We start from the raw sequence: 13,221 nt of genomic DNA on the forward strand, positions 1-13,221 counted from the left end.
CGTGCCCTCGTGCCCTCGTCCTTCGCCACTGCTCGATCCGTAGGGCTCGCCGGCGTGTGCTGGGAGATGCGAAGCAGGGACGAGATGCGGACGCCCACGCTCCATCACGTGGAGCGCGGGCGCTCGTTCGGGTCACCGCGCGCGCGGCTGCGCGCCGTGCAGATGCTCACTCGTCGAGGAGCTCGTTCGCGACGCGCCCCGACACGTCGGTGAGCCGGAAGTCGCGGCCCTCGCTGCGATACGTGAGGCGCGTGTGATCGAACCCGAGCAGGTGCAGCACCGTCGCCTGGAAGTCGTGCACGTGGAGCGCGCCGTCGACGACGTTGTACGAGTAGTCGTCGGTCGTCCCGTGGACGAGCCCGCCGCGCACGCCACCGCCCGCGAGCCACATCGAGAAGCAGCGCGGGTGGTGATCGCGCCCGTACTGATCGGTGCGCACCTCGCCCTGCCCGTACACGGTGCGGCCGAATTCGCCGCCCCAGATCACCAGCGTGTCCTCGAGCAGTCCGCGTCGCTCGAGGTCGAGCACCAGCGCCGTCGACGCGCGATCGACGGCGCGCGCCGCGATCGGGTGGTCGGTCTGCATCGTGCCGTGGTGATCCCAGTCGCGGTGGTAGAGCTGCACGAAGCGCACGTCGTCCTCGAGCAGGCGCCGCGCGAGCACGCAGTTCGCGGCGAACGTGCCGGGGATGCGCGCGTCGTCGCCGTAGAGCGTGTAGGTGCTCTCGGGCTCGTCGCCCGCGCGCGCGAGCGTGGGCACCGAGGTCTGCATGCGGAACGCGAGCTCGTACGCCTCGATGCGCGCCGTGACGTCGGGATCGCCGGTCTCGTCCGCGTGCATCTGGTCGAGCGCGGTGCGCGCGTCGCGGAGGCGCTCGCGGCTCGCCTGCGGTGCGCCGGTACCGTCGTCGAGATAGAGCACGGGATCGCTTCCGCCGCGCAGCTGCACACCCTGGTGGTGCGCGGGCAGGAACGCGCTGCTCCAGAAGCGCGTGCTGAGCGGCTGTCCGCCGAAGAGCCCGCTGTTCGAGAGCAGCACCGCGAAGGTCGGCAGATCGCGGGTGGGCGCGCCGAGCCCGTAGCTCACCCACGAGCCCATGCACGGGCGCCCGGGGTTCATGCTGCCGCTCTGGATCAGCGTGACCGCGGGATCGTGGTTGATCGCGTCGGTGTGCATCGAGCGCACGATGCAGAGGCGATCGACGATCGAGCCGAGGTGCGGCAGCAGATCGCTGACCCACGTGCCGTTCTCGCCGTGCTGGGTGAAGCCGACGCGCGGCGCGACCACCGGGAACGAGCTCTGGCCCGAGGTCATCGTGGTGAGGCGCTGCCCGCGGCGGATCGACTCCGGGAGCTCGGTGCCGTCGAGCGCGGCGAGGCCGGGCTTGTGATCGAAGGTCTCGAGCTGCGAGGGCCCGCCGGACATGAAGAGGTACACGACGCGCCGCACCCTCGGCGTGAAGTGCGGCATCGCGAGCGCGCGCTCGCGGCCGAGAGGGAGCAGCGACGCGAGCGCGGCGGTGCCGAGCAGCGACATCGAGCCGGTGAGAAGAGCGCGTCGGTTCACGTTCACTCCCTCGAGAGCGTCTCGCTGAGGTTCAGGATCGTGCGCGCGACGAGGGTGCGCGCGGCGTGGGCGGCGGGATCGCCCGCGGAGTCGCGGCCGGACTCGCCGATCGCGAGCACGCCGAGGATCGAGGGATCGCTGAGGGCGGCGTCGAGCTCGGCGTCGTAGGCCGCGCGCAGCACCGCGACCTCTTCGTCGCGCGGCGTGCGCGCGGTGAGCAGCCGGAACGCGAGACGAATCTGCGCGTCGGGATCGTCGCCGGCTTCGCGCCGCATGCGCTCGGCGAGGTGGCGCGCGGCCTCGACCATCACCGGCTCGTTCATCAGCGCCAGCGCCTGGGTCGGCGTGCTGGTGACGTCGCGCCGCGCGACGGGCGTGACGCGTGATGGCGCGTCGACGATTGCCATCGAGGGCAGGAGCGAGCCGCGCCGCCAGAACGTGTAGAGCGAGCGACGATGGTTCTGCTCGGGGCGCCGATCGGGGCGATACGTGACGAGCTCGCCGAAGCTGTCCTGCCGCTCTTCGTAGAGCCCGTCGGGATGATACGGACGCACGCTCGGCCCGCCGATCGACTCGACGAGCAAGCCGCTCGCGAAGAGCGCCTGATCGCGGATCACCTCGGCATCGAGGCGCCCGCGCGGACCGCGCCAGAACAGGCGGTTCTGGGGATCGCGCGCGAGCAGATCGGCGCGGATGCGCGACGACTGGCGATAGGTGTCGCTCGTCACGATCGCGCGGACGAGCGCGCGCATGTCCCAGCCGCCGTCGCGCAATTCGATCGCGAGCCAGTCGAGCAGCTCGGGGTGCGAAGGGGGCTCGCCACGCGTGCCGAAGTCGTCGGGGGTGCCCACGAGCCCGCGCCCGAAGAAGAGCTGCACGTAGTGGCTCGCGATCACGCGCGCGGTGGTCGGGCTCGTCGGGCCGACGATCCATCGCGCCAGCTCGAGCCGGTCGCGCACGCGCGCGTCGGGATCGTCGATGGTGAGCACCTCGGGCAGCCCACACGTCACGCGATCGCCGAGCGCATCGAACTGACCGCGCAGCCGCACGTGGGTGACGCGCTCGGGATCGTCGTCGCGCATCACGCGCGTGCTCGGGGTCGCGGCGAGCTCGCGCTCACGGGCCTCCAGCGCGGACAGACGCTGGGCGATCGCGCGCGTCGCGGGCTCGGCGTGCACGCGCGCGACGTGATCGCGCAGCAGCGATTGTTGCGCAGCGGTGCGCGAAGCGCGCGGGGTCGCGAGGATCGCATCGAGCTCGTCGGTGAGCGTCGCGCGCGGCTCGGACGCGACGAGCACGCGGATGTCGCGGAACACGCCGCTCCATCCTTGTCGCTGATCGATGCGCAGCGAGAGCGTCTCGCCCTCGCCCAGCGTGATCGTCTCCGCGGGCACCAGCACGATCGTCGTCGGCGACTCGACGTAGATCTTCGTCGTGGTGCGCCCATCGACGATCTCGGGGATCGCGGTGCCGTCGAGGCGCGACGCGCTCTCGAAGGTCACGCGCGTGCGGCGATCCGCGCGCTCGATGCGCGCCGACACGTCGGAGATCGACGGCGCGTCGCTCGCGCGGCGTCCTCCGAGCTCCATGCGGATCGCGCGGATCTCCGCGGGCGCGGTGATGTCGAGCCACCACGTCTCGACGTTGGGCACCGGTCCCGACGCCACGATCGAGCGCGCGGCGTCCTCGGTGAGGATCGTGCCTCGTTCGGTGCGCAGCGCCGCGTACGTCGGCGCGATCCAGCTCGGCGCGGTGCGATCGACCGTGCTCTCCCACCGCGCGAGCGCGCCCTCGGCGTCGAGCTCTCCGCGCAGCCTCGTCATCTCGGCGCGCACCTCGTCGAGCGCGGCGCGCTGCAGCGGGCTCTGCGCCGCGAGCAGCGGGACGCCATCGTCCTGGTACGCGGTGCGCCCGCGATCGCGCACACGATCGAAGCACGCGGTCAGTCGGTAGAAGTCGCGCGCCGGGATCGGATCGTACTTGTGATCGTGGCAGCGCGCGCAGCGCACCGTGATGCCGAGCAGCTGACCGCCGACGAGGCTCGCGCGATCCATCGCGTACTGGATGCGCCACTCCTCTTCGTCGATGCCGCCCTCTTCGGTGGTCGGCGCGTGGCGCAGGAACGCGGTCGCGAGCACGTCGTCGTCGCTCGCGCCGGGCAGCAGATCGCCCGCGATCTGCGCGACGAGGAAGTCGTCGAACGGCTCGTTGCGCGCGAACGCGTCGATGACCCAGTCGCGCCACGGCCACATCGTGCGCTCTTCGTCGAAGTAGATGCCGTTGGTGTCGCCGTAGCCCGCGAAGTCGAGCCAGTCGCGCGCGAGGTGCTCGGCATGGCGCGGCGACGCGAGCAAACGATCGACGAGGGCGGCGTACGCGTCGTCGCTGGGATCGGCGACGAACGCATCGACCTCCGCGGGCGTCGGGGGAAGCCCGGTGAGATCGAGCGTGACGCGACGGATCAGCGTCGCGGGATCGGCCGCCGGCGAAGGCTCGATGCCTTCACGCGCGAGCCGATCGAGCACGAACGCGTCGAACGCGTCGTCGACGGCACCACCGGGCACCTCGGGTCGCGACGGAGGCGCGAACGACCAGTGCCGCTCGTACTGCGCGCCCTCCGCGATCCATCGCTCGAGCAGCGCGATCTGCGCCTCGCTCAGCGCGCCGCCGGGCGGCATGCGTCGCGCGGGATCGGTCTCGCGCACCCGCTCGATCACCAGGCTGGCAGCGGGCTCCCCGGGCGCGATCGCGCGGCGTCCGTCGGGCCGCTCCGCGATCGCGTCGTCGCGCGTGTCGAGGCGCAGCCCCGCGAGGCGTCGTCCTTCGTCCGGCCCGTGGCACGCGAAGCAGTGCTCGCTGAAGATCGGCAGGATGTCGCGCCGATAGTCGACGAGCTGCGACGCGGGTGGCTCGTCGTTCCCTCCGCAAGCGACGGCGAGCAACGCTGTGCAGAGCAGCGATATCCGGCGGCACGACACGGCACGATTCACGCGCACGGCGCCGCCGAATGCAACGCCCGGTCCGGGAGATTCCCGGACCGGGCGTCGTCGTGGATCACGATGCGCGCTCGATCACGCGATCACGGCGCCTTCGCCGCCGCCCTTCGGCGTCGACGGAGTCGTCGGGCCCGCGTCGACCGCGACCGGATCGGGCTCGAGCGCGGCCGCGAGCACCTCGCGCATCTCCTCGGCGATCACGAACTCGAGCTCGCCGCGCACCGACTCCGGCACGTCGTCGATGTCGCGCTCGTTCAGCTTCGGAAGGATCACCCGCTTGAACCCGGCGCGGTGCGCCGCGAGCACCTTGGACTTCACGCCGCCGATCGGCAGCACGCGTCCGCGGAGCGTGGCCTCACCGGTCATCGCGACGTCGCTGCGAACGCGACGTCCGGTGAGCAGCGATGCGAGCGCGGTGAACATCGTGACGCCCGCGCTCGGGCCGTCCTTCGGGATCGCACCGGCCGGCACGTGGATGTGCAGGTCGTGCTTCTCGAGGAACTCGGGATCGACGCCGTACTCGTCGGCGCGGCTCCGGAGGTAGGCGAGCGCAGCGCGCGCCGACTCCTTCATCACGTCGCCGAGCTGCCCCGTGATCTCGAGGCGGCCCTTCCCCGGCATCTTCGTGGTCTCGATGTAGAGGATGTCGCCTCCCACCGGCGTCCACGCGAGGCCTGCCGCGATGCCGGGTGCGTTGCCGCGCTCCGCCATGTCGGAGAGGAAGCGCGGCTTGCCGAGGCTCTTCTTCAGATGCTCGGACGTGACCGTCACCGCCTCGCGCTCACCGTGCTCGTCGGTCTTCGCGCGGGCGACGTCGAGCGCCACCGAGCGAGCGACCTTCTGGATCTCGCGCGCGAGCTGACGAACACCGGCCTCGCGCGTGTAGTCGCGGACGATCGCCGCGAGGATCTCGTCGGCGAACAGCACGCTCTTCTCGGGCATGCCCGCCTTCACGAGCTGCTGCGGGACGAGGTGGCGATGCGCGATCTGCACCTTCTCCTCGGCCGTGTAGCCGGTCACCTCGATGATCTCGAGGCGATCACGGAGCGGCGCGGAGAGCGTCGAGAGATCGTTCGCGGTCGCGATGAAGAGCACCTCCGAGAGATCGAAGGGCAGCTCCATGTAGTGGTCGGTGAAGTTCTTGTTCTGCTCGGGGTCGAGCACCTCGAGCAGCGCGGCCTCGGGATCGCCCTGCCAGCCGCGCCCCATCTTGTCGATCTCGTCGAGGACGATGACGGGGTTCTTCACCTTCGCCTTGCGCATCGCCGCGATCAGACGACCGGGCAGCGCGCCGATGTACGTGCGGCGATGACCGCGGATCTCCGCCTCGTCACGCACGCCGCCGAGCGACACGCGCTGCAGAGGACGACCGGTCGCCGCCGCGACCGACTGCGCGAGCGAGGTCTTGCCCACGCCGGGCGGACCGACGAGGCAGAGGATCGTGCCGCGCGCCGCGTTGCTGCTCGCGCCGCTCAGCTTGAGCACGGCCATGTGCTCGAGGATCCGGCGCTTCACGTCGTCGAGGCCGTAGTGGTCCTCTTCGAGCTTCTGCGCGACCGCGTCGATGTCGCTCGAGGCAGGCGCGCGATCGGTCCACGGCAGATCCGCGATCCACTGCAGGTACGTGCGGATCACGTTGCCCTCGGCCTGGTTCGGCCCGACCTGGTCGAGCCGACGCAGCTCGCGATCGACGACCTCGCGGACCTCCTCGGGGAGCTCCATCGCGTCGAGCTTCTCGCGCAGCTCGTCCTTGTCGTCGCCCTCGCCGAGCTCCTTCTGGATGGCGCGCAGCTGCTGGCGCAGCATCGCCTCCTTCTGGTGCTTGCCGAGCTCCTTGCGGACCTCGCCGTCGATCTTGCTGCGCAGCTCGGCCTTGGCGCGCGCCTCGTTGATCAGCTCGGCGACGCGGCGCAGGCGCGCGGTGACGTCGAGCTGGAGGAGCACCTCGGTCTTCTTCGCGTCGTCGGTGTCCATCCACGCGGCGACACGATCGGCGAGCACGGCGGGGTCGCGGGTCTCGCGCAGCAGCTCGTGCAGCTGCGAGTCGCCGGGGGCGAGCTCGCGGAGGTGATCGCGCAGCGCGGTCGCGAGGATCTGGGCCTCGTCACCGCCGCTCGTCTCCTCGGCGAGCTCGGCACGCGCGGTCCAGTACGGCACCGTCTGGAGCAGCGAGATCAGGCGGTAGCGCGAGGTGGGCTCGACGACGAGGATCACACCACGCGAGCCGCGGTCCGTCTTGTCGGTCACTCGCGCGAGCGTCGCGATCGGGTGGAGATCGGCGAGCGAAGGATCTTCCTGCGAAGGATCGCGCTGCACGGCGAGCAGGACGCGATCACCAGGGCGAAGCGCGTCCGCGAGGGCGCGCGAGCGGGGTCGACCCACCGGGATGGTGGTCACACGACCCGGCAGCACGACGCCGTGCCGGAGCGGCAGCAGGGGAAGCGGGGATTCCGGGTGGCTCATGACGGCTGACCGTAAGTTTCAACCCCGCGCTGTGAACCCCACCGTACCGGTAGGAACGGTGAAGAAACGTTGCGGGTGCGGGCGCGCGACCGGGCCCACGGGCCGGCAACGATGGCGCGACGCGCGTGGTGCCGGTGGCGAGCGATGCAGAGGGCGCCGGTGACGCTCGGGGGCCGGCTGCGAGCGGTGCAGGGCCGCGCCGGTGACGCTCGGGGGCCGGCTGCGAGCGGTGCAGGGGCGCGCCGGTGACGCTCGCGGAGCCCGTTGCAAACCTTCCACAGCGCGTCGGCGACACCCGCGGAGCCCGTTGCAAGCGTTGCAGGGCGCGCCGGCGACGCTCGCGGAGCCCGCTGCAAGCGTCCGAGAGCGCGCCGCGACGCTCGCGGAGCCCGTTGCAAGCGTCCGAGCGCGCGTCGGCGACGCGCGGGGAGCCCCTTGCAAGCGTTGCAACGGGCTCCCCCGACGTCACCGGGAGCAACTTCGACCGTTCGATCGGGCTCCGCGACCCTCACGGCGGCGCCGCGCAAGGCCCAGCTCGCCTCCCCGAAGTCCGCGTCTCAGGTCGACACGGCGCGCGCGGCGCGCGCGATCTCCGCGAGCCGTCCCCACAGCGGCGCGCTCGGATCGCGATGGAGGTCCGGCTGCACACGCGCCCACTCGAGGCGCGCCTCGTCGCCCCCGAGTGCCGCGCGCAGCGCGACGACCAGCGGGAACGTGTCCTCCGCGAACCCGCGCGCGACGAGCCGCGAGTACGCCGCATGCGCGTGCTTCGCCGCGAGCTCGCGATCTCCGCGCACCAGCGCGACCAGACCTGCCGCCTCGTGCTCGGCCACCCAGGGCTGCCATCCGCGCGCGCCGCGTCGCGCCGCGTGCTGCGCCTCGTCGAGGCGGTCGACCATCAGCAGCTCGACCGCGAGCATCGACCACCCCGCGAGCGAGTGGGGGAAGCGCTCGGTCGCGATCTGCGCCGCCTCGATCGCCGCCTCGTGCGCGCCTTCCGACGCGCGGAGTCGCGCGCGCGTGATCCACGTCTCGGCGCGATCCTCGCCCAGCATCGCGATCGCCTCGCGCGCCGCGCGCACGAGCTCGGCATGACGCACGTGGTGCGCGGTGCTGATCGACGCGACGAGCAGCTTCGGGTTGCGCTCGTGCGCGATCAGCGCGTCGAACGCCGCGCGATCTCCGCTCACCGCGCGGCTGCCCGCGAGCACCGCGTACGCCCAGGTGCGGTCGTAGTGCACCGCGCGCGGATCGCCCTCGAGCCGCGCGAGACGTGCGTCGACGAGCGGGCGCAGCTCGTCCCATCCATCCGTCGACGCGATCAGGATCGTGCGCGCCGATGCGTCGTCCGCGGGCAGCCGCGCGTCGATCTCGCGCACCACGTCGAAGCGCCCGAGCGATCCCGCGAACGCGAGCTGCGCGCGCAGCTCGCTCGAGCTCGGATCGAGCGCGTCCTTCGCCTCGCGATCGCGCAGCACGATGCGATTGCGCAGCTCCTGACCGCTCCATCCGAGCTGACCCTCGAACGGCGCGAGCACGTCGCTCGCCTCGTCCCAGCGCCGCACCTCGACCAGCTGCGCCGCACGATCGAGCTCGACGTACGCGTCCTTCGCGCCGGGCGCTCTCGCGAGCAGCGCGATCGCACCGTCCGCGTCGTCGCGCCCCTTCAGCGTCGCGAGACAACGACGTGCCCACGCGTACGTCGGCGAGCCCTGCACCGCCTTCTCGAAGAGCGCGATCGCCTGTGCGTCGTCGTCGTCCTGCCCGACGACACGCGCCGCGAGCTGCGCGCAGGCGTACGGCGAGTCCGGGCTCTGCGCGTGGAAGTCGTGCAGCACCTCGAGCAATCGCGCGTGGCGATCCGCGCGCTCGAGCACGTCGAACAGCACGCCCAGCATGCCCACGGTGGGGCGCGCCATCGCGAAGCGCTCCGCGTACTCGACCTCGCGCTCGGTGTCGCCCGCGTCGTGGAGGATCGCGGTCAGCGTGCGCAGCAGATCGACCGGCTCGTCCTGCGCGATCTCGAGCCCCGCGACGAGCAGATCGACCGCCTCTTGGATGCGCCCGCGCTCCTCGAGCATCTGCGCGGCGCGCCAGCGCGGCTCGAACCAGAGCGGCGCCTCGCGCGACAGGCGCGACACGATCTCGAGCGCCTCGTCGCGCTGCGCGTCGTCGCGATCGGTCGAGAGCATCTGCGCGAGGTGGATCGCGCCGTACGTGTAGCGCGGCGAGATCTCCATGCACTTGCGCGCGAGCGTGATCGCCTCGTCGCGCTTGCCGAGCTTCTCCGCGATCTTCGACGCCGTCATCCAGTTGAACGGGTTGTTCGGCGCCATCACCCGCGCGCACCGCGAGAGGTGCTCGGCGAGCTCGATCGCGCCGCCCTCGAGCGCGTGCGACGCGAAGTTCTCGGTCGCGCGCGCGTGCGTCGGATCGATCGTGAGCGTCTTCCAGAACGCCGCGTCCGCGTCGGCGCGTCGCTTCATGCTCATGTGGCACTCGGCGATGTCCTGCGCGTTGTTCGAGTCGCCGGGGTCGAGGCGCAGCGCCTCCTCGAGCTCGATGAGCGCCTCTTCCCAGCGCCCCTCGTCCATCAGGTACCAGCCGTGGATCTGATGCGGCCACTCCTGGTCGTGATAACGAACGCGCGCCTCGCGCAGCGCCGCGAGGAAGCGCGCGAGGTTCGTCTGCGCGCGGTACTGCGCGAAGTGCCGGAAGAGCGCGTGGGTGCGCCGATTCCAGGCGAGCGGGTAGTCGCGCTCGAGCGCGATCGCGCGATCGCAGCGCCGCAGGATCTCCTCGGGGTCGCGCTCGACGTCCGGCGTCGCGCACGAGTCGATGATCCGGATGTGCTCGGCGTCCTTCACCCCCGCGGCATCGAGCGCCGCGATCGCCTTCTCGTCGCCGGCCCGGAACGCGACGATCGCCGCGTTGCGATAGAGCTTCCCGAGCGAGCCCTGGGTGTGGATCAGGCGCTCCGACGTGACGTGCGTCATCGGGTCCTGCACGAAGAGCAGCCCGAGCTCCTCGTCGACGCCGATCATCACCGCGACGTGGCTCGTCGTGGAGTACTCCTCCTCGACGATCACCGGCAATCCGAGCTCGAGGCACGCGCGGAAGCGCGACGCGTCGCCCTCGAAGCGGCGCGTCACGAGCCCGTGCGACTCGAGGTACGTCGTCATCGCGTGGAGCGTCGATCCACGATCGCCCTTCACCTCGGGCGCGATGCGATCCTGATCGACGTCGATGCCCAGCGAGCGCAGCACCAGCTCGAGCGAAGCGGGCCCGCAGTAGTTGCGCTTCTGCTGCACCGTCGGGAACGCCGGGAGCATCACGCGCTTGCGCTCGCCCGCCGCGCCGCGCTCGAGGTGGTTCAGCACCTCGCGCGCGAAGCGCCCTTCCCCGTCGTCCGCGTCCTCGCGCCACAGCGCGCGATAGACCTCGGCGCCCTCCTCGCGACGACCGAGCGCGAACAGCGCGCTCGCACGATCGAGCTGATCACGACGGCGATGCGCGCCCCCCGGCGTGACCTCGAGGATGCGCGCGACGTGATCGAGGAACCCCTGCCAGTCACCGCGCACCCGGTCGACGTCGGCGCGCAGCCGCAGCGCGGCCACCCGATGGCGCGGCGCATCGACGAGCGATCCCAGCGTGCTCAGCGCGGCGTCGAAGCGCCCGCACACGTAGTGCACGCGCGCGAGCAGCATCTGCGCGCTCTCGGGCTCCTCGAGGCGCGTGCCCTCTTCGGCGCGCGCCAGCGCTTCGTCGCGATGATCGAAGCGCAGCGCGACCCACGAGAGCGCGGTCGCCCACACGCTGCCCTCGGGCCACGCGACGCGCGCGTGCTCGACCTCCTCGCGCGCGAGCGCCTCGCAGCGCTTCGCGACGAACGAGTACGCGATCTCGGTGTGCAGCCGCGCGCGCACCTTCGGGTCCTCGGCGCGCACGAGCTGGGCGCGCGCGTCGATCGCGATGCGATCCACCGGCTCACCCGCGAGCAGCCGGCACCGCAGCGAGCGCAGCACCGCGCGCCCCCACAGCGCCGGTGGCAGCGCGGCCAGCGAGCCGAGCGAGGTGATCTTCTGGCTCGCCTGCGCGTACCGCTCGGCGCCGAGATCGGCGTCGACCGCGTCGAGGATCTGCTCGGGTGTCATCGTCATGGCGTTCGATTCCATCACATCCCCTCCACACGCGCGCCGCCCGTCCGCTGCACCGCGCCCTGAATGACCGCGCCCTGCACCACCACGTGCGAGCTCGCGCCCGCGACGATCGCGGCGGTCGCTCCGGTGTACGAGCCTCCGTCGAGGATCACCTCGGCGTTGCCCCCGACCTGGAGCGCGATCGGCGCGCTCACGTTCACGCCATGAAGCGTCATCCGGCAGTTGCCCATCGCGGAGATCGCGGGGCTCGCGCCGAGCGTCGCGGTGACGGGCGTGACGTCGAGCACCTGGTTGCCCGCGCACACGAGCGGCCCGGTGCCGTCCCAGATCGCCGTCGCTTCGATGTTGCCGATGCCGCCGGCCCAGGGATCGGAGCTCGCGCGGTAGAGCTGCCACGCGACGTACCCGCCGACGCCGGAGAGGATGCACCCCGCGAGGCCGACGCCGAACGCGGTGATGAAGCACCCGGTCATCGCCTGCGAGGCCTTCTGTTCGGCGCGCCGCTGCGCGCGATGCTGGAGCTGCTCGAAGGGGTTCATCGTGGGCCCCGGCTCGGAGCAACCCGCGCACCGCGCGCGAGCCCCACGTTTGTCGGCTGTTCCGCTGCGACCGAACGTGCTGGGGCCGCACGCTCGCGCAGGAGTTGCGCGACGCGTCCGCGCGAGCCGGGTGGGACGGGTTCGTCCCTGTTCGTGGGACCTCGGGCCGGCACCAGGAGCCGATTTGTCCCTATTCGCGGTACCTCGAGCCGGCACCGGAGCCGGTTTGTCCCTGTTCGCGGTATCGGCTCGTGGCGCCCGGAGGCGATCACGATCGGCAGCGGACGCCACCGCCCGGCACCCGACGCCGATCACGATCACCGCCCGACGCCACCGCCCGGCGCCCGACGCCGATCACGATCACCGGCCGACGCCACCGCCCGGCGCCCGCCGCCGATCGCGATCACCGGCCGACGCCACCGCCCGGCGCCCGACGCCGATCACGATCACCGCCCGACGCCACGGCCCGGCTCCCGCCGCCGATCACGATCACCGGCCGACGCCACCGCCCGGCACCCGCCGCCGATCACGATCACCGCCCGACGCCACCCGCCGGCGCCCGCCGCCGATCACGATCGCCGCCCGCTGCCCCCGCGTGGCACCCGACGCCGATGACGATCACCCGCCCGACGCGACCGCGCTCAGCTCGCCTCGCAGAGCGGCGCGCGCGGCGCGCACTCGTTCTCGACGCACGAGAAGCTCGCGCACTCGAGCGACGACTGGCACTCCGCGCCGTCCTCCCGCGAGCGCGTGCACACCGGCGGCTCGGCGCGGACGTCGCAGAAGAGGCCCGTCGCACAGACCGTCGAGGCCCCGCATGCGTCGCCCTCGCCCGCGATCGCGCGGCAGGTGCCGAGCGCGTCCGCGTTGATCGCGGTGCACGAGCGGCTCTCGCAGTCGAAGAGCGTCGAGCAGGCGCCGCCATCGGCGACCCGCGCCTGGAAGACTCCGTCGCACTGCGAGACCAGCACCGAGCCGGTCACCATCGCGCGGAAGTCCTCGCACGACTGCTCCTCGAAGCCCTCGAGGCACGAGGCCGCGAGCGCCCCGTCGTAGTCGACGCGCCCGGCGTCGATGCTGGTGGCGAGCGTCTCGAACACGGTCCCCAGCGATGCATCGAAGTACGCGATGCACTCCTCGGTGGTGCTCGGCGTGGGGGACGCGACCCCGAAGAAGCCCGCGCGAGAGTCCGCGTCGCAGCAGTCGAAGAGCCGCGTGCAGAGCCAGCGCGATCCCTCGGCGCCGTACTCCTGGACCGAGATCGGAGCCGGGTCGTTGTCGCAACCAAGCGCGGCGATGAGGACGAAGGGAGCGAGCCAGCGTGTGTCGTGGATGTTCATGACCGCCGATTGTGCACGCACCGCTCCACGAGCTCCGCGCCGAGCGCCCCCGCACCGATCGCCACGACCCCGATCCCCGCGCGACAGCGCGCGCACGCGCGCGGCGCGAGCCCTCCCCACCTCTACCTCGCGAGGCGGCAGAACCGCGGCGCCGGG

6 protein-coding genes are annotated in these 13,221 nt (G+C 72.1%); all 6 read right to left on the reverse strand.

What is annotated here, in order from left to right:
* Positions 1-166: 166 nt before the first annotated feature.
* Positions 167-1,567: a DUF1501 domain-containing protein gene (locus DB32_RS37995; RefSeq protein WP_205627110.1), complete on the reverse strand. Its 1,401-nt coding sequence runs from the start codon at positions 1,565-1,567 to the stop codon at positions 167-169.
* Positions 1,568-1,569: 2 nt separating this feature from the next.
* The gene (locus tag DB32_RS38000) at positions 1,570-4,509 is read right to left on the reverse strand and encodes a PSD1 and planctomycete cytochrome C domain-containing protein (protein WP_053237550.1); all 2,940 of its coding nucleotides are present in this window, start codon (positions 4,507-4,509) and stop codon (positions 1,570-1,572) included.
* Positions 4,510-4,638: 129 nt separating this feature from the next.
* Entirely contained in the window at positions 4,639-7,026 is a 2,388-nt protein-coding gene (gene lon, locus DB32_RS38005; protein WP_075097723.1) for an endopeptidase La, read from the reverse strand.
* 557 nt (positions 7,027-7,583) lie between these two features.
* Positions 7,584-11,186 carry a tetratricopeptide repeat protein gene (locus DB32_RS38010; protein ID WP_157069994.1) on the reverse strand — a complete coding sequence of 1,201 codons (3,603 nt, stop codon included), beginning with the start codon at positions 11,184-11,186 and terminating at the stop codon, positions 7,584-7,586.
* A gap of 14 nt (positions 11,187-11,200) precedes the next feature.
* Positions 11,201-11,725 (reverse strand): hypothetical protein, encoded by a 525-nt coding sequence (locus DB32_RS38015; protein WP_053237553.1) that lies wholly within the window; start codon positions 11,723-11,725, stop codon positions 11,201-11,203.
* Between the two features lie 641 nt (positions 11,726-12,366).
* On the reverse strand, positions 12,367-13,065 hold the full coding sequence (locus tag DB32_RS38020; RefSeq protein WP_053237554.1) for a hypothetical protein: 699 nt from the start codon (positions 13,063-13,065) through the stop codon (positions 12,367-12,369).
* Positions 13,066-13,221 lie beyond the last annotated feature (156 nt).

This window comes from Sandaracinus amylolyticus (assembly GCF_000737325.1).
GTDB classification, from domain to species: Bacteria; Myxococcota_A; Polyangia; order Polyangiales; family Sandaracinaceae; genus Sandaracinus; species Sandaracinus amylolyticus.